The 18,261-nt window shown below is 42.4% G+C and carries 18 protein-coding genes; 12 read left to right on the top strand and 6 right to left on the bottom strand.

What is annotated here, in order from left to right; translation table 11 throughout:
- Positions 1-44: 44 nt before the first annotated feature.
- The 4 genes from HPK16_RS13550 to HPK16_RS13535 all read right to left on the bottom strand — a co-directional run bounded on the left by HPK16_RS13550 (position 45) and on the right by HPK16_RS13535 (position 6,050).
- On the bottom strand, positions 45-1,370 hold the full coding sequence (locus HPK16_RS13550; RefSeq protein WP_181677460.1) for an APC family permease: 1,326 nt from the start codon (positions 1,368-1,370) through the stop codon (positions 45-47).
- 90 nt (positions 1,371-1,460) lie between these two features.
- The gene (locus HPK16_RS13545) at positions 1,461-2,432 is read right to left on the bottom strand and encodes an L-threonine 3-dehydrogenase (RefSeq protein ID WP_181677459.1); all 972 of its coding nucleotides are present in this window, start codon (positions 2,430-2,432) and stop codon (positions 1,461-1,463) included.
- A gap of 222 nt (positions 2,433-2,654) precedes the next feature.
- The gene (locus HPK16_RS13540; protein WP_181677458.1) at positions 2,655-3,845 is read right to left on the bottom strand and encodes a glycine C-acetyltransferase; all 1,191 of its coding nucleotides are present in this window, start codon (positions 3,843-3,845) and stop codon (positions 2,655-2,657) included.
- A 99-nt stretch (positions 3,846-3,944) separates the two neighbouring features.
- Positions 3,945-6,050, bottom strand: a complete 2,106-nt coding sequence (locus HPK16_RS13535; RefSeq protein ID WP_181677457.1) for a BglG family transcription antiterminator — start codon at positions 6,048-6,050, stop codon at positions 3,945-3,947.
- A gap of 353 nt (positions 6,051-6,403) precedes the next feature.
- On the opposite strand from HPK16_RS13535, the gene ald reads away from it, so the two are divergent.
- A complete protein-coding gene (ald, locus tag HPK16_RS13530; RefSeq protein ID WP_181677456.1) occupies positions 6,404-7,507 on the top strand; it encodes an alanine dehydrogenase in 1,104 nt (367 codons plus the stop codon).
- Positions 7,507-8,505: a bifunctional threonine ammonia-lyase/L-serine ammonia-lyase TdcB gene (tdcB, locus tag HPK16_RS13525; RefSeq protein WP_181677483.1), complete on the top strand. Its 999-nt coding sequence runs from the start codon at positions 7,507-7,509 to the stop codon at positions 8,503-8,505. The genes ald and tdcB overlap by 1 nt, the downstream gene beginning before the upstream one ends.
- A 92-nt stretch (positions 8,506-8,597) precedes the next feature.
- Here the strand turns inward: tdcB and HPK16_RS13520 are convergent, their stop codons facing one another.
- The gene (locus HPK16_RS13520) at positions 8,598-8,768 is read right to left on the bottom strand and encodes a hypothetical protein (RefSeq protein WP_156110608.1); all 171 of its coding nucleotides are present in this window, start codon (positions 8,766-8,768) and stop codon (positions 8,598-8,600) included.
- Between the two features lie 201 nt (positions 8,769-8,969).
- Here HPK16_RS13520 and HPK16_RS13515 point away from each other — a divergent pair, with 201 nt between their 5' ends.
- From HPK16_RS13515 to HPK16_RS13500, 4 genes are all read left to right on the top strand, one after another.
- Positions 8,970-9,920 (top strand): ABC transporter permease, encoded by a 951-nt coding sequence (locus tag HPK16_RS13515; RefSeq protein WP_181677455.1) that lies wholly within the window; start codon positions 8,970-8,972, stop codon positions 9,918-9,920.
- A complete protein-coding gene (locus HPK16_RS13510) occupies positions 9,913-10,854 on the top strand; it encodes an iron chelate uptake ABC transporter family permease subunit (protein ID WP_181677454.1) in 942 nt (313 codons plus the stop codon). The genes HPK16_RS13515 and HPK16_RS13510 overlap by 8 nt, the downstream gene beginning before the upstream one ends.
- Positions 10,851-11,609 carry an iron ABC transporter ATP-binding protein gene (locus HPK16_RS13505; RefSeq protein WP_181677453.1) on the top strand — a complete coding sequence of 253 codons (759 nt, stop codon included), beginning with the start codon at positions 10,851-10,853 and terminating at the stop codon, positions 11,607-11,609. Before HPK16_RS13510 ends, HPK16_RS13505 begins: the two co-directional genes overlap by 4 nt.
- Positions 11,610-11,689: 80 nt before the next feature.
- Positions 11,690-12,628: a siderophore ABC transporter substrate-binding protein gene (locus HPK16_RS13500; protein ID WP_181677452.1), complete on the top strand. Its 939-nt coding sequence runs from the start codon at positions 11,690-11,692 to the stop codon at positions 12,626-12,628.
- A 156-nt stretch (positions 12,629-12,784) separates the two neighbouring features.
- Here the strand turns inward: HPK16_RS13500 and HPK16_RS13495 are convergent, their stop codons facing one another.
- Positions 12,785-13,336: a GNAT family N-acetyltransferase gene (locus HPK16_RS13495; protein ID WP_181677451.1), complete on the bottom strand. Its 552-nt coding sequence runs from the start codon at positions 13,334-13,336 to the stop codon at positions 12,785-12,787.
- Between the two features lie 119 nt (positions 13,337-13,455).
- Between HPK16_RS13495 and HPK16_RS13490 the strand changes: the two genes are divergently transcribed.
- The 6 genes from HPK16_RS13490 to HPK16_RS13465 all read left to right on the top strand — a co-directional run bounded on the left by HPK16_RS13490 (position 13,456) and on the right by HPK16_RS13465 (position 18,224).
- Positions 13,456-14,259, top strand: a complete 804-nt coding sequence (locus HPK16_RS13490) for a YwqG family protein (protein WP_181677450.1) — start codon at positions 13,456-13,458, stop codon at positions 14,257-14,259.
- A gap of 432 nt (positions 14,260-14,691) precedes the next feature.
- The gene (locus HPK16_RS13485; RefSeq protein ID WP_181677449.1) at positions 14,692-15,252 is read left to right on the top strand and encodes a hypothetical protein; all 561 of its coding nucleotides are present in this window, start codon (positions 14,692-14,694) and stop codon (positions 15,250-15,252) included.
- 402 nt (positions 15,253-15,654) lie between these two features.
- Entirely contained in the window at positions 15,655-16,245 is a 591-nt protein-coding gene (locus HPK16_RS13480) for a VanZ family protein (protein WP_181677448.1), read from the top strand.
- A gap of 10 nt (positions 16,246-16,255) precedes the next feature.
- A complete protein-coding gene (locus HPK16_RS13475) occupies positions 16,256-16,825 on the top strand; it encodes a YdcF family protein (protein WP_181677447.1) in 570 nt (189 codons plus the stop codon).
- A gap of 76 nt (positions 16,826-16,901) precedes the next feature.
- Complete coding sequence (locus HPK16_RS13470; RefSeq protein WP_181677446.1) at positions 16,902-17,660, top strand: MerR family transcriptional regulator; 759 nt, start codon at positions 16,902-16,904, stop codon at positions 17,658-17,660.
- A gap of 66 nt (positions 17,661-17,726) precedes the next feature.
- Positions 17,727-18,224 carry a GNAT family N-acetyltransferase gene (locus HPK16_RS13465; RefSeq protein ID WP_246369432.1) on the top strand — a complete coding sequence of 166 codons (498 nt, stop codon included), beginning with the start codon at positions 17,727-17,729 and terminating at the stop codon, positions 18,222-18,224.
- Positions 18,225-18,261: the final 37 nt, after the last annotated feature.

Raw genomic sequence — 18,261 nt, 5'->3', positions numbered from 1 at the left:
TTGGAAGTTGGTGTGAAAACCAGTTTCCAATGCTTTTACTACTGTTATTCAGAAAAATGACCTTTTTTCTTTTTATAAAGATAGATCGGTAGTCCAATTGCTGTTAGAACTAGTCCAATTCCGGCGTTCATCGGTTGTGTGAATAGGGTATTGAAGACGATGAAGGCACCACCTAGAATCGCAATGATTGGTATCACTGGATAGAGTGGAACTTTGTATGGCCGGGCGAGTTCTGGTTCTCGTTTTCGTAGTACGAAGACGGCGATGAATGTAAGTGTGTAGAAAATCCAAATAACGAAGATAAGCATATCGGTTAGTTGATTGAATTGCCCTGTGAAAATCATGATGATGGAGATAAGTAAGATGACAATTCCACCGTTGTAAGGGACACTACTTTTGACACCAAGTTTCTTAAACCAGTTACTGAATGGCAGTTGATTATCAAGAGCCATTGCATATGGAATCCGAATTCCGGTCATTGTGTAGCCGTTGATCGTTCCGAATACGGAAATCAGAATACCAACAGTAATCAATTTACCACCAATCGAGCCGAAAATGATATTCGCAACGTCAGACGCTGGTGTTGCTGTAGCAGCTAGTGCAGCGGCTGGCATCACGAACAGGTAAGCGATATTGATCAATAAGTAAACCAACATAACACCTGTTAGCCCGAACACGATTGCTTTTGGTAGATCTTTTTTCGGGTTTTTCATTTCGCCGGCAATGTTACCAACGTGAATCCAGCCGTCATATGCAAACATTGTTGCTACGAGACCTGATCCTAAGCTTGTCAAAAATGGGTGATCTTCTACGCTTATCGGGAATAACCGGAACGCGACGTCACCTTGATGAAAAAGTCCAAATATAATAATTAAGATAAGCGGTACCAGTTTACAGATTGTTGTGACTGCTTGGAAGGATCCAGCAACTTTTGCACCGATAAAATTCATGAGCATAATAAACACTGCGGCAGCGATGGCAACTGGAACGATAATGCCGTCACCAGTTCCGAAAAGGTTAGCGACTTGTGTTGCAAAAATGATCGATAATGCCGCGATGTTTGCTGGGAAATAGATCACGGTTTGTGCCCAACCAAGTAAGTACGCGGTTAATTTGCCATATGTTTTTTGAAGGTACATCATCATTCCACCGGTTTGTGGGATAGCAGCGGAGAGTTCGGCTGCGGTTAGCCCTCCACAAATGGTGATAACACCGCCGAGAATCCAAGCTAGTAAACCAAGACTCGCGGTTCCTGTTGCTGAATAAACGGCCTCAGGTTTGAAGAATACGCCGGAACCAATAACAGTTCCCATAACAATGGTTAGTGCAGTAAAAAAGCCAATCTCTTTTTTTAGTTTCTGATTTTCCATGTGTTTTCCCCTCGCTTGTTGTCAGGAATCAGCGCTCCCTCTGAACACCGATCCCTACGCAACAGTTGTTTTATTAAAAATAGAAATTTATTAATGCCTTACTACTGTATCATTTTCTAGCTTTTTTGTCAGCTTTTCCAGCATATCTTTTGTCATACGGTCTAGGTCATATTGCGGGTCAAAATCCCATTCGTTTCTAGCGCAGCTTGCATCAAGTGAATCGGGCCATGAGTCTGCGATGGCTTGGCGGGCTGGATCAACGTCGTATTTTAACTCAAAATCAGGAATAAATTTGCGAATCGAAGCAGCGATTTGTTCTGGTTCAAAGCTCATTGCCGTGATATTGAAGGCATTGCGATGAATTAAACGTTTTGGATCCGCTTTCATCAATTTGATAATGGCATCGATCGCGTCTGGCATATACATCATATCCATGTGTGTGCCTTTATCGATGAATGAGGTGTAACTCTTATTTTTCAGTGCTTCGTAATAGATGTCTACAGCGTAATCGGTGGTTCCGCCGCCTGGTAATGTTTTATAGGAAATCAAGCCTGGGAAACGGACGCCGCGTGTATCTACGCCAAATTTTTGGAAGTAGTAGTCACATAAGAGCTCACCGCTGACTTTGGTAACGCCGTACATGGTCGTTGGGCGTTGCAGGGTGTCTTGTGGTGTATTGTCCGCCGGCGTACCAGGTCCGAATGAGCCGATGGAGCTTGGTGTGAAGAATTTTAGGTTCAGTTCGCGAGCGACTTCAAGCGCGTTGACAAGGCCGCCCATATTGAGGCTCCACGCGAGTTGTGGCTTTTCTTCGGCCACAGCAGAAAGTAAGGCCGCCAAATGAATAATCGTGTCGACTTCATATTCACGCGCGATATCCATCATCTTATCTTTATCGGTAACGTCCAAAATTTCGAAGGGACCGCTTTCAATTACTTCATTGCCAGCAATACGGCGGATGTCTGTAGCGATAACACTATCCGTGCCGTTTTCAGCGCGCAAACGCATCGTTAATTCAGAACCAATTTGACCTAGACAACCCGTAATAAGTACTTTTTTCATTTAAAAAACCTCCATTGGATTAGAAATCGTATTTTTATATGTTCTGTTCGCTTTAGTGGTATAATTAAGTTTGGTGTTAGAAAGAGTAATCGGCTGGGTGAACATTGAGACGAATGTGCACTCAGCTGCTCTTTTTTGTTCTTTATTCACACGTATTGAGTTGGTATTGTGCTTTGGAAGGGAATGAAAGTGCATTTGGAATCACTTTCTCCCAGCCTGTTTTTAGATGACTTTTAATTCTTTGCCGACTTTTTCGTAGGTTGCTAGTACTTCGTCGAGCATTTCTCTTGTGTGGGCAGCGGTTGGCATATTACGAACGCGGCCGGTACCTTTTGGAACAGTTGGGAAGACGATGGATTTTGCGTACACGCCTTCTTCTAATAAGCGGCGAGAGAATTGCTGTGTTAGGTTTTCGTCGCCGATGATGCAAGGTGTGATTGGTGTTTCTGAATGTCCGATGTCAAAACCTAATTTCGCTAAGCCAGCTTTGAGATACGTGCCATTTTCCCACAGTTTTTCCATACGTTCTGGGTCGCTTTCCATGATATCGATAGCTTCGATACAGGCAGCCGCGGTACCTGGTGTTAAAGAGGTGGAGAATAGGAACGGTCTAGCTCGAACTTTTAGCCAGTCGATAAGTTGTTGAGAGCCTGCTACGTAGCCGCCGACAACGCCAATTGCTTTGGATAGTGTGCCCATTTGGAAGTCGATTTTATCAGACATACCGAAATGTTTCACGGTTCCAGCACCTTTGCCCATTACGCCTGAGCCATGTGCGTCATCTATATAAGTAATTAAGCCGAATTCTTCTGCGATAGCAACGATTTCAGGGATTTTGGCAACATCGCCATCCATGGAAAAAACGCCATCCGTGATGTACATAATTTTTTCATATAGTCCGCTTTCTGTTGCTTCTTTGGCGACGCGGCGAAGATCGTCCATATCTTGATGCTTGGCGCGCAGTACTTTGGCACCGGAAAGGCGACACCCGTCAATGATTGATGCGTGATTTAGTTCATCGGAAATAATGGCATCTTTTTTCGTCATAACGGCGGATATTGCTCCCATATTACAGTTGAAACCAGACTGGAAAGCGATTGCAGCTTCCGTGTGTTTGAATTCTGCAAGTCGTGTTTCCAGCTCATTATGGATGGTCATGGTGCCGTTAATAGTACGCACAGCCCCAGCTCCGACGCCATATTGTTCGGTTGCTTCGATGCATTTCTTTTTCAGGCGGTCGTCATTTGAAAAGCCTAAATAGTTATTGGAAGAAAGGTTAATCAACTCAGCGCCGTTCACTTTGATTTTCGCGCCGTTTGGACCTTCAACGGTATCGATGGTGTTGTAAAGTCCTTGATCTCGTAATGCTTGTAATTGCGGTTCTAGAAAGTCGTTTAAAACTTTGTTCGTCATGTGAGAGATTCCTCCTAAAAAATTTTTTATATATTATCACGCGTCCTTATCGCCGGATGGGGTTGGGAGAAGGACAGGCGCGGTAATGCCAAACTAAAACTAGAAACCAAGCGATCGATCAGTCACCACATGATTGATATTTTTTTGCTCCAAAAACTCTTGAAGTATGGAGAGAATCAGATTTTTAATTTTTTCTGAGTTGCCTGATTCAATCATGGTAGTCGCGATTTCATCCTCTGTCAGCATCGTGATTAAGTAGGTGAAAATCTCGATTTCTTCGCTTGTTAGGGTATTTGGAAGTAAGAAGACGAGGATATTCGTGATGTTGACTTTGCCTTCTGATGCGATGTGCATTTCTAAATTATGCTTGGAGCCGAAAACGTGAATCGAGGCAGTTTCAACCTCTGTATTGATAAGAAACATGGCCGTGTTTGTTCCGCAGGCCAAGACTTTGCGTTGATTTTCGTGTTTATTTAATTGTTCATAAAGGTCATCCGCGGCTAGATTGGTTTTTTGCGCGATTTCTTGACTGAAGCTGCGAAGGTTATCTTCTAAATTGCGGGTCATCACGCTACTCGCTGTAAAATAGGTTTCCTTAATGAGTGAGATAATTAAATTATAATAGGTTTGCATCGCAGTTAAACTTGATAAAGCAGTCTCGAAATCGGTCGTTGCAACGGCATCCATTGGAAAAGTCTCGTTTTGCTTACGGTTTGCGATTTTTTCGAGCTTCTTATTGATAGCGTTGATTTCATTATCTGTGAAAAAAATACTGATAAATTGATAATCATGGGTGAAATTCTCTAAGTGTGATGTCGAGAGGATCATATCGTATTTTTCTAGATTGGTTTCTTTCATAAGATCAATTGGCGTGATAAACTTCATTTTTTTTAGCTTAGGTAAGCGCTTCCGAAATCTTGCTTGTAGCCAGGTATTGATGCCGCTACTTCGGGAGGTCACGATAAGTGCGCTATACGGTCGCATATTTTCTGAATGGATAATCGCGGCTTCGAAATGAAGGACGATGAATCCGGTCTCTTCTTCCGGAATTTGTTTGAAGGGATAGACGTCACAGGCTGCTGTATGCACGATATCAAATAGATCTGGGAACTCCGCTTTAATCATTTCTAGTAGCGGGTTGCTCATCGGCATTTTTTTCTTCAATCGGATGATGGAATACTGGATGTGTTCGGTGAGTCCTTTTAAAACATTGATTTGTGATAGCGGTGTATCAATTTCTTTCGCGACACGAGAAATGAGCTTTTTCGCAATTCGAATGGCTTGTACTTTCTCATTTCGGTAAAAAACGTCTTGTCCGCGGCGAATTTCTGATTCGAGCACGAGCATCGTCAGCTCCGCGATTTCACTATCTGGGATTTCGACCATATCGGGCAAACAATCACGCAAAATTCGTTCGGCGATGTCGTATTCAGGATATTCTTGTAGGAAAACATGATTTCCCTCACTTTTCGCGATGATTTTCCCTTTTGGAATTTGCTGAATCGTTATCATGAGGTAGGTCAGCACGTTTATGTAGGAATCATTACTAATCTCATAGGAAAGCTTTTTCAGCCATTTAGTGATAATCGGATCGCACATGTGCAAAAGAGATAGGTCGACGAAATCCGCGATACGCTCATCGATTTGGGCTTCGTTATCGTCTAGGAGGTCGCTGAACATTTGATAGAGCTTAATCTTCGGAACTGTCATTAAAAGTAGTTCTCCAAGCAGTTCGCGTTTTTCTAAGATAGAAGACTCTAATTCGACGCCGATACCACGTTTTCGTTTAATATGGATTTTGCCGTTCCAGTCTTCTTCTAATCGGGTTAAATCACTGCTTACAGTGGCTACGGTGACGGAAAGTTCGTTGGCAAGCGCAATCAATTTCACTGGCTCGGACTCGCTTAAAAGCACCCGCAAGATGATTTGTTGTCTCTCAAAAGGTGTAAACTCATTATTGACGAGCTCCAATATGTTTTTTTGAATGCGGTCGCGATGGGCAGAGGCACCTGTGACGGTGAGCCGACTTCCGTGTTTGACTAAGGTTAATTTGAAATCCTGTAATGTTTCGCCGACTTCTTTTAAATCGCGACGCACGGTTCGTTCGCTGACATCCAGATAAGAAGCGAGCTGTGCAATCGAAATGTCGCCGGGTACCGATAGAATTTTTTCTAAAATGATTCGTGAGCGTGCAGATAGGTACATTATGTTTCTTCCTTTCGCAGAAATTTTCCCTATGAAAAGCTACGTATGCGTTTCATTTCTTTCGCTGCTAAAGATTCACCTTACACCCTTATACTATGACTCCGCTTGCATATAAGCAATACAAACATATTGCTAATTTGTCCAGTTTTGAAATTGAAAAGTTGGACAAAGTTATATCAAGCCACGAAATGAGTGCTTTTCCTAGTGTTTGCAGGTGTTGGCGCGCAATGCTTTTCGGGATTTTATTGCTATTTTATATTGTGAAAAATTTATCAAACTCAATTTGACAGCGTTTACGTGAGGGTGCTATTCTGTACTCGCAAACACAATCTAAAAGAAGGACGTGAACGAAGATGAAAATTAGTGTCGTGAAAGAAATCAAGGCAGGCGAGGCACGTGTCGGAATGACGCCTGAAAACGCGGCGATATTGGTGAATCAAGGGAACGTTGTATTAGTAGAACAAGATGCTGGGATTGGTTCTGGTTATACGAATCAAGAATATGTGGATGCTGGCGCCACGCTTGTGGACCAGGCAGAGGCTTGGATGGCGGACATGGTCGTAAAGGTGAAAGAGCCGCAACCTTCTGAATATCCATTTTTCAAACAAGGCCAGATTATCTGGGGATTTCTTCATTTAGCCGCTTCGAAACCGTGTGTGGAAGCTCTTCTAAAAGCAGGTGCCACAGCGATTGGTGGAGAAACAATTGAAAAAGATGGTGTGCTTACGTTGCTAAAACCAATGAGCGCAATTGCAGGACGTCGAGCGATTTTCATGGGTGCGTATTATTTGGAAAAACAACATCAAGGTGAGGGAATCTTGCTATCTGGTATTGAAAATATCCCGGCTGGTGAAGTGGTTATTCTTGGTGGGGGAAATGCGGCAATTAATGCGTGCGACATGGCGATTGGAATTGGTTGTAGCGTGACAATCTTGGAGTTGAACCCGGGACGTATTGCGTATTTGACGGAACATTACGCAGGGAAATCAGTCGTTATTTTGCCGTCAACAACGGAAAATTTGGAGCGGGAAATCCAGAAAGCGGACGTCTTTATTTCGACAATCCTCATTCCTGGAGCGAAACCTCCAAAAATTGTCAAGGAGTACATGGTGAAATCGATGAAACCGGGTAGCGTCATTGTTGATATTGCTATCGATCAAGGCGGAACCGTGGAAACCATCGAGCATTATACGACGCATGATGATCCAATTTTTATCAAGCATGGTGTCCTTCATTATGCGGTTCCGAATATGCCGGGCGCAACGCCTAGAACCTCGACAATGGCGCTCGCAACTGGGAATCTCACCTATCTGTCAGCTATTGCAGAAAAGGGACTGGAACAAGCTATGCTAGCGGATATTTCTTTAGCAAGTGGCTTGAACATTCACCAAGGTCATATCATGTCAAAAAGCCTCGCTGACACGTTAGGAATGGAATATAGTGAGGTATTCCAATGATGAAAACGGATGAATTTGTGACTATTTGGGACATTAATAAAGCGAAGGAAACGCTCCAAGATAATGCCCGCAAAACACCGCTTGTAAAATCATTCTACTTAACAAGTGTGACAGAAGCAAACGTTTACCTAAAGTTAGAAAACATGCAATTAACAGGCTCTTTCAAATTCCGTGGCGCTTACAACAAAATTGCGGCCCTGACGACGGTAGAAAAAGAACATGGCGTCATCGCTTGCTCGGCAGGGAATCATGCGCAAGGCGTTGCTTTATCCTCCAAATTACTCGGAATCAATAGTAAAATCGTGATGCCAGAAACCGCGCCACAAGCTAAAATCGATGCAACAAGGGGTTATGGTTCGGACGTTGTTTTGTATGGGCAAACGTTTGACGAGGCCAAAGAGAAGTGCATCGAAATCGCCGAGAAAACGGGACGGACATTTTTGCATCCGTACGATGATCCAGCGGTGATTGCTGGGCAGGGAACTATCGGGTTGGAGATTTTGGACAATATGTGGGATGTCGATACGGTCATCGTGCCAATTGGCGGCGGTGGTTTAATATCGGGCATTGCGATTGCACTGAAATCGTTTAATCCGAATATTCGCATCATCGGTGTGCAAGCTGAAAACGTGCATGGGATGAAATCGTCGTTTGATGCTGGAGAAATAACGCCGCATTACGAAGCGCCAACGATGGCAGATGGTTGTGCAGTGAAAGTTCCTGGCGATATCACGTTTTCAATTGTGAAAGAATTGGTAGATGAGATCATCACGGTTTCAGAAGACGAGTTAGAACAGGCGATGAAAGACTTGCTACAGCGCGGAAAAGCAGTTGTAGAAGGCGCTGGGGCACTTAGTACGGCTGCACTCGTTTCTGATAAAATAGTAGATTATGTGAAGGGCAAAAATGTTGTTTGTATCATCTCTGGTGGGAATGTTGATTTAGAGCGGATTTCTCAAGTTTGCGAGCATTTCTTTTCCAGTGAAATTGTCGAATAATAGCAATCACATTCATTGTAACTTGGCACTAGAGTAGGAATATGTACAAAAAATCGCCAAAGGTTATTCCGTAGCCTTTGGCGATTAGTATTTTATTTTAGAATTTTTCTATGGAACTGTTGATGGGAGTCCTGTACTTGTTGATGCGGTTTCCCATGTAAATTTTCGGCGAATGGCTTTTTCTCTTTGTCCTTTGGAAGAGCGTCACTGATTTTCGGTGTGTGAATCGCTTGCGAGGTCTGACTTTTTTTAGAATTGGTCATTTTTTAAAACCTCCTTTGTTGTTCCTTACCCTGAGGTGATGGAGTTAAAACACGAATATTTGATTGGAAGCGTCTTTTTGATGGTGGCTCTTTTTGTTTGCTCAGATGGAAACATGCTCTTGACAAGCGGAAGTGTTTCTATTAGAATAGGTTCTGTAAACGATAATGAAAATCATTCTCAATTAAAAGGCGGGTGATTATTTGAAGAGAGCGATACTTATTATTGTGTTTTTATTATTGGCATTGCTTTCGGTATTCGTAGGCGTGCAGAAGATTTCTATTGTACATATTTTTGAATTGACGCGAGAACAGTGGGACATTATTTGGATAAGTCGGATTCCAAGGCTGATTAGTATTATTTTGGCAGGTGCTGGGATTAGTATTTGCGGGATGATTATGCAGAGCTTGACGCAAAATAAGTTTGTTTCGCCAACAACAGCGGGGACAATGGATGCTGCGAGATTAGGGATATTGGTGTCTTTACTCGTCTTCACAACGGCAAGTCCTCTGGTGAAAATGGGTGTGGCTTTCTTGTTTGCGCTCCTCGGAACGTTTATATTTATGCAAATATTGGAGCGAATTCCGTTTAAAGATACGATTTTTATTCCGCTTGTTGGCTTGATGTTCGGCGGGATTCTTAGTTCGATTACGACGTTCTTTGCGTATAAGTTTGATTTAATTCAAAATATTTCTTCATGGCTTCAAGGGGATTTTTCGATGGTTCTAAAAGGGCGATATGAGTTGCTTTACGTTGCGGTTCCGTTGATTGTGATTGCGTATTTGTATGCGAATCAGTTCACGGTTGCTGGGATGGGAGAAACGTTTTCGCGGAATTTAGGATTGTCTTATAAAGCGATTATGCGAATTGGTTTGGTGATAGTCGCATTCATTACGGCGTCTGTGGTTTTGACGGTTGGCATGATACCTTTTCTTGGATTGATTGTACCGAATATTGTGTCGATTTATCGTGGGGATAATATTAAGAAAACTCTGTTTGATACGGCGGTTTTCGGTGCGACTTTCTTGCTGTTTTGTGATGTGCTTGGTCGGGTGATTATTTATCCGTACGAAATTTCGATTAGTTTGATGGTCGGGATTATTGGGAGCGCGATTTTTATTTATCTGCTAATGAGGAGAAAAGCCTATGCGTAAAAATTGGATTTTAGCAGGTATTGTTGTGGTTTTGATGGCCGGTTATTTGTTTTTATTTATGGGTGGAAGTCCGGCTTTTGCGCTGGAACTTAGGTCGACGAAATTGATTGCCATTGTGTTTACGGGGATTGCGATTGCGGTTTCGACAGTGGTTTTCCAGACAATTACGCAAAATAAAATATTGACGCCTTCGATTATGGGATTGGATTCGTTATACATGTTATTACAGACGTCACTCGTGTTTATTTTCGGTTCACAGGCGTTGATGCGGGCTGGAAGTGGGCGCTGGAATTTCTTTTTATCGGTTGTTTTGATGATGGGATTTGCGCTTATTTTATACTGGTTGATGTTTAAACGGAATGGTCGGAATATTTATTTCTTGTTGCTCGTTGGGATTGTTTGCGGGACGTTTTTCTCTAGTTTTTCGTCGTTTATGGAGATGTTGATTGATCCGAATGAGTTCCAGATTGTGCAGGATAAGATGTTTGCGAGTTTTAATAATGTGAATACGTCGATTTTGGTGATTGCAATCCTTATTTTTGTGGCGGCGATGCTTTATTTGTTGCGATTTGTGAAGTATTTGGATGTGCTGGCGCTGGGCAAGGATCATGCGGTGAATTTGGGCGTTCCGTATAACAAGATTGTGAAGCAGTTGCTACTCATTATTGTGGTGTTGGTTTCGGTTGCGACGGCGCTCGTTGGACCGATTACGTTTCTAGGATTGATTGTCGCGAATGTGGCGTATCAGTTTTTGAAAACGCATCGGCACGTGACATTGCTTGTTGGGGCAAGCTTGATAAGCCTGGTGGCGCTTGTCGGTGGGCAGTTCTTGGCGGAGCGGGTGTTCCATTTCGATACGCCGATTAGTGTGATTATTAATCTTTGTGGCGGCGTGTATTTCTTGTATTTGCTTTTGAGAGGGGCGAAATTATGATTGAAGTACGGAATTTGGGAAAAAAATATGGGGCAAAAAATGTGCTTCAAGCGGTTGATTTGGTGATTCCTGAGAAGCAGATTGTGTCGTTTATCGGGGCGAATGGTGCTGGAAAAAGTACGTTGTTATCGATTATTGCGCGGTTGATGAAATCAGATAGTGGCGAGGTTTTCGTGGATGGAATGGCCCTTGGTGATTGGAAGTCGGATGATTTGGCGAAACGGTTATCGATTTTGAAGCAGAGTAATCATGTGACCATGCGTTTGACGGTTCGGGATTTGGTGGCATTTGGACGTTTTCCGCATTCGAAAGGCCGCTTGCAAAAGGAAGATGAGGCATTTATTGAGATGGCGCTTGATTATATGGAGTTGCGGGATTTGGCATCGCGCTATTTGGATGAACTGAGTGGTGGTCAGCAGCAGCGCGCTTATATTGCGATGATTATTGCGCAGAATACGGATTATATTTTGCTGGATGAGCCGCTGAATAATCTGGATATGAAGCATTCGGTGCAAATTATGCAGTTGTTGCGGCGATTGGTGGACGAGCTGGGGAAGACGGTGTTGCTCGTTTTGCATGATATTAATTTTGCGTCGTGTTATTCGGATTCGGTTGTGGCGCTTAAAGATGGTGCGGTTGTAGCGAATGGTAGCACGGCGGAGATGATTCAGGAAGATGTGTTGGCGCAGGTTTTTGATATGCATATTCCGATTTCGTTGATTAATAATGACCGGATTGGTGTGTATTTCAAATAAAGGAGGTGAGGAGCGCGAAATGGTTGGTATGACAAGGAATAATAGCTTCAAAAATAGATAAATAAGGGTGGTTAAAGTAGATGAAGAAATTAGTAATGGTCGCAATGTTGGTGTTTTTGGCGGTGTTTGCGGTTGCTTGTGGGACGGATGAAAAGACGAACGCGGACGAGGAAAAAACAGCGAAGGAACTGACGATTAAGCACGAACTTGGAGAAACGAAAGTGAAGCAAAACCCTGGGAAAGTGGTTGTTTTTGATTTTGGAACGCTGGATACATTGCAGGCGTTAGACTTATCTAAAAATGTGGCTGGTTTACCAAAACAATCTTTGCCGAAATACTTAGATGATTTCGCGAGCGATAAATACGCGGATCTTGGTGGTTTGAAAGAACCTGATTTTGAGAAAATAAACGAGGCGGCGCCGGATTTGAACATTATTTCTGGTCGCCAATCCGATTCTTATGATAAATTTTCCGATATTGCACCAACGATTTATCAAGGTGTGGATACGAAGGATTACATGAAGTCGTTCCAAGCGAATGTGAACACGGTGGCTAGTTTGTTCGGGAAAGAAGACGAGGCGAAGAAGCAGTTGGACGCGATTGACAAGCAGGTTGCAGATGTAAAAGCGAGTGTGCCGGCTGGAAAAACGGGCTTAATTATTTTGGCGAACGATGGAAAAATGAGCGCGTATGGCCCTGGTTCGCGTTTTGGATTAATTCATGATGTGCTTGGCGTGACGGCGGATCCGAAAATTGAAGCATCCACGCACGGACAAAGTATCTCTTCGGAATATATTGCGGAGAAGAATCCGGATTATTTGTATGTGATTGACCGCGGTGCAGCGATTGGTGGGGAATCATCTGCGAAATCTGTTGTGGAGAACGATTTAGTGAAGAAGACAAATGCTTATAAAGACGGCCATATTGTTTATTTGAATCCCGAGTATTGGTACCTGTCTGGTGGTGGACTTGAGTCTGTTTCTGAGATGGTAAAAGAGGTTGGCGATAGTTTGAAATAAAGATCAGCGTGCCGACAAATACTCATCTCCGTCGTTAAAGTCTGTGCTCCGGTGCTCGACTTTGCCTAAGATCTAAGCATTTGTCGGCACGCTGAGGTTTAGCGGAGTATCAAAAAGCGCAGCGATTTCGTGTGAAAACGAGGTCGCTGCGCTTTTTTAATGTTGGTATTCTTCTTTTAAAATGGAGTAATGGGCATCGTCTACGAATTCTTTTTTGACAAAGCGATTTTTGCGTAGCGTGCCTTCGTATGTCATGCCTAAGCGTTTCATTACATTTCCAGATGCGGGATTGCGAACGTCGTGCAAACTGGTAACGCGTTCTAACTCGAGCGTTTTAAAAGCAAGATCAAGCATCGCAAAACCAGCTTCGGTCATGTAACCGTTGCCCCAGTAGCTTTTATTCAGCGCGTAACCAAGGCAGCCACTTTTGTTCAGCTGATCCACGCGAATATCGATAGTGCCAATGAACTTGCTCGTTTCAGCGATTTCAATCCCATATTTCCCGATCGGAGCGGCAATGAAAAATTCGGCGATGCTCTGACGGGTCGTATCGATGGTTTGGTGTGTATCAAAAACAAAACGCGTGGTTTCTTCATCAGAAGCATAATCGAACATCGCTTTTGCATCGGCGAGCGTGATTGGACGCAAGATGAGCCGCTCGGTTTTGATGATTTGATTTTCTGCGAGTAAGTAGGTGTAGCTTTCCATTTTTCTTCACTCCTTTTTGGGTATTCTAGCACATTTATAGCGGCAATAAAAGTCTAGATTGAAAGTTTTTTATGGTGTGTTATGATGGAGCTATCATATATGAAAAGGGAGGCTTTTCCATGTTAAAAGAGAAACTTGAAAAATTGGTGCAACCTGAAATTGTAAAGCAGATTCTTGCAACAGAAAAAGAACGTATTTTGTTGTCTTGTGAAGAGGATGGGAAGTTAGATTTGACGGTTAGTAAGGCTGGTGGACGTGGCTATGTGCCAAAGTCGATGGAATATCCGCGTAATAAAGATGGCGGGCCACTTAGTTTGTTGGCTCAGATTAATTTTTCAGAGATGCCTCATTTGGGAGATTTTCCGAAAACGGGATTGTTAGCGTTTTATATTGATTATTTTGATGATTTGACTGGGCTTGATTTTGATGATCAGACGAGTCCAAATGGTTTCCGCGTTTTGTATTTTGAAAAGGTGGATGAGGCTAGCTATTCTGCCGAGGAGCAGGATAAATGGTTTGAGTCGGTGAATGAGGACTTTTATCCAGTTGTGGATGGTCAATTTCGTTTGCGTGGGGAAGTCGTGAAGCAAGTGGCTTTGAAAGAAAGTTATGATTTTGAGCAGGCATATGATGGTGAGTTTTATGATGTGCTCGATGCGTGGACTGGTGAGGATGAGGAGAAGATGGACGCGTTATTTGAATTAGATAATAGCAGTAGTCAGCTTGGCGGTTATCCGTTTTTCACGCAACAAGATCCACGGCTTGGTGATGAGAAGTCACATCACGACACGTTGTTATTTCAGTTGGATTCAGAAGAGGGTATTATGTGGGGCGATATGGGTGTTGGGAATTTCTTTATTAACCGAGAAGATTTGAAGCGTAAAGATTTCTCGAATGTGTTATATAACTGGGATTGTTATTGATTTTGAGGAAATTTAGGGGTGAGTTTTTTCTTAATTGAGAGGGGGATTGGAAAAAATATTAGAGCAACAGCGATGAAAAATTCATTGGTTCTTCGACGCATAATGGTTTTGAAACTACGAAGGTGATGGTGGAGTACTTGTTGTAGAATAAGGATCGTACAAAACCTCATAATACACAAAAAAGAAGCAAGATATTGTAATGAACTCCTCATCGATTCAATAGGTTTATTGGTGGTGGAAGTAATTATTCAAATAAAGTGTATTGGAGAATTATTGACCATTTTTTTCGAAGTGATTATGATTCAGATATTAATAAACGTTGCTGTTCTACAAAAAATAGTTCAACAACAGGCGTTACTCTAAAAATATTGTAAAAAATGCAGTAGGGTACCAAAAACATATAGGCTGGTTTAGTCCTAGTAAGTAACGGAGGTGATTGGTATATTTGGAATAGGGATTATTTTAATTGTTATCTTATTGATTATAAGCATAGTACTATTGTGGCTGAAGAAAAAATGGTTATTTATAATTGGAGCAATAATTTTACTTATAGGCGTATTAATATGGGCGATTATGTTTTCTGGAATTTTTCAAAAATCAATAAATTTGTCCAATGAGGGTCTAAATCAAATTAAGATTTTATCTCAAATGAATAAAGCGGATACAGAAAAAATTGATAGGAATGATTTTTATCGAGCCACAGACAATAATAGGATATATGTGCGAATAGAAGATGGTGAGGTTACAGAATTAACTCTTCCTGCTGATTCAACAGATATTTCTGTCTTGACTAGTAGGGGTATTAATCTGTCAAGTACGTTTGCTGACGTTACGCAAGCTTATGGAGAATCATATAAAGAGTTGAATTTTTTAGAAATGTATGGATTTGGTGTAGAATACAGGGATAAAGAAAATAAAATAAAATTAAGATTCTATTTTGACAAAGATGATAAGAAAACGAAAGTACAAGATATTGAAATTATCGCTTATTGATATAGCGTTTGTGTGTTGTTAACTACAGAAATGAGTGCAAATGACGAGGCACTCTTTTGAAGAATCCTATAATATGTTAGCTAGATTTTGGGAGTTCTTGAGCATCTTATAAACCGATCCTACGCCGTAATTAGTATGGTACAGAATTATATATCGAATTATTAGAGAGGATTATCAGAGAAGATTCAATTCAAATGGATAATATTTAGGCACCACGTTAGCATTCTGTGACATCCATAACTGGGATTGTTATTGATTTTAAGGAAGTTTAGGGGCGTGTGTTGCTCTTAGGCTTCTTTTTTACGCTGGCAAAACCTTAACATTTCTTTAAAAAGTTTTTAGTAAGCCTTGATTGTTGGATGATATGCTAGGAACTAGAAAGAAAGACGAGGAGGAGATAGGATGAAAAAGTTAACGATATGGACGGTTCTGCCAGTGCTATCCCTTTGTGCGGCGGTCATGATGTACTATATTTGGTTTCAAGGATGGTTGCAATTTTATTTGAGAGATGTGATGGAAGTGGTGGATCACATGGGATATATAACGGTGGGTGTGACGGCGTTAATGCTTTATTTAAGTGCTGTGCAGCTCGTCAATTGGAAAATTAATAAGTCGCTGCTCGTTTTGACGTATGTGATTTATTTCGGTGTTATGATTGGGCTTCTTTTTGGGAAAGCGTCTGGTGCGCAAGGAGTTTCAACGGATACGTTTGGTTTTGTGGATACGTTTATTTCGGGGAACTTGCGGGTGATTACGATTGGAAATGTACTTGCTTTTGTACCGATTGGGTTTTTGATGAAGAAATTATCACCCCTGATGGCGTTGTTTTCAGCGGGGATTATGATTTTTATCGTGGAAGGGTTGCAATATGCGCTACATGTAGGGTATTTTGATACGGGAGATGTCTTTTTGAATGTATCTGGAATTATGATTGGGTACGTGATGATCCGTATTTTTTCAAGTTCGCATAAACATATAATAGAACAGAAATGAGTGGACAAGGATGAATTTGTGGAAAAAAGTGATTTTGGCATTAGTGGGAATTGGCGTGGTGTATGTGGCTGTCGTGCTCGGCTTTATGTATAGTGGGGTGCGGACGGAACCAGCGTCAAGCCCGGATACAATCCTTATTTTAGGTTCAAAAGTAATCGATGATCCAGCGCGACCAATGCCTGTTTTGCGGGAACGATTGGATGCAGCGATTCCATTTATTGAGAAGCACGAATCGGCGAAAGTGGTTGTGTCGGGCGGTCAAGGAGATGATGAATCGGCGTCGGAGGCAAGTGTGATGAAGGAGTATTTAGTGGCGCAGGGCGTTGCGGCCACTCGGATTGAGGTCGAGGATAAATCGATGCGTACCGAGGAAAACTTAGCGAATAGTAAGGCCAAATTCGATCTCGGGAAAACGGTCATCGTGACGAGTGACTATCATTTGTATCGCGCGCTGATGCTCGCGGGACGGCAAAATATCGATGCAACAGGATTACCTGCGAAGACGCAGACTGGGGCGCTTTTTAAAGGTGTACCTCGCGAAATTTTGTCGATTAGTTATGCGTGGGTTTTTGATCGGTAGAATTTTTTTGAAAAAGTTATTGACATTCACGTTACGTCAAGGTGTAAAGTAGAGTTATCAAGGAGGCGAGAGACGCATGGAATATACGGTTCAAAAGCTAGGACAGCTTGCGGGAGTTAGCACGAGGACGCTGCGGTATTATGATGAAATTGGGATTCTGAAGCCGGCTAGAATCAATTCATCGGGATATCGGATTTACGGGCAAACCGAGGTTGACCGATTGCAGCAGATTATGTTTTATCGGGAAATGAATGTGAGCTTGGAAAAAATTAAGGCGATTCTAGAACAACCTGATTTTGACGAGGCAGAAGCTCTCCGGAAACATCGCGTCGAACTGCTTGATAAACGAAAACAATTAGACGAACTGATTCGCAATGTGGAGAAATCGATTGCGCATTCGGAAAGGAGAATAACAATGACTGATCAAGAAAAATTTGAAGGTTTTAAGCAAAAAATGATAGATGATAATGAGGAAAAATATGGCGCAGAAATTCGCGAGAAGTATGGCGATGAGAAGATTGAGAAGTCGAATGCCAAGCTTAAAGGTATGAGTGAGGCTGAGATGGAACGGATAAATCAGCTTGCAGAGACGATTTTGACGGACTTGCAGGTGGCGTTTGAGACGGGTGATCCAGCGGGTGAAGAAGCGCAAGCTGTTGCGGCATTGCATAAAGAATGGCTATCGGCGTATTGGGATACGTACAGCAAAGAGGCGCACGCGGGACTTGCCCAAATGTATGTGGACGATGAACGCTTCACGGCTTATTATGATAAAAATCAACCTGGTTTAGCGGCATTTTTGCGTGATGCGATTGTCATTTTCACTAGTAAGTAATATAATGAGAGGAGCTTCCAAGCACATTGATGCGGAAGCTCTTTTTGATTTGGAGGGATTTTTTTGATGATAGAAACGGAACGACTTATTTTTCGCGAATTGGATCAATTGGATTTTGCGGATTTGTGTGAGATATTGCAGGATGATAGCGTGATGACGGCCTATGAGGGTGCTTTTACAGATGAGGAAGTGCAGCGCTGGCTCACGAAACAGATGGATAATTATGAGCGCTGGGGCTTTGGTTTGTGGGCGGTGATTAAGAAGGATACTGGCGAATTTGTTGGTCAAATTGGACTGACGATGCAACAAGTGGAGGACGAGGAAGTACTCGAAATTGGCTATTTGTTGAAGCAGAAATTTTGGCATCAGGGGTTTGCGACAGAGGCTGCGCTTGGTTGTAAGAAGTATGCGCTGGAAACGCTCGGTGCGGAGTTGGTGACGTGCACGATTCGCGATACAAATCTGGCTTCTCAAAAAGTCGCGGAACGTATTGGTATGACACGGCATAAGCAGTATGTGAAGTATTACAAAGGTGTTGAGATGCCGCATTATTTGTATTACTGAAAGAAGAGCGAGACATTGCGCCCGATTTTTAGTACAA

Source organism: Paenilisteria rustica (assembly GCF_013820765.1).
GTDB lineage: Bacteria > Bacillota > Bacilli > Lactobacillales > Listeriaceae > Listeria_A > Listeria_A rustica.
The sequence above is the reverse complement of the archived record's forward strand: the minus strand, read 5'-3'. Positions and strand labels throughout refer to the sequence as shown.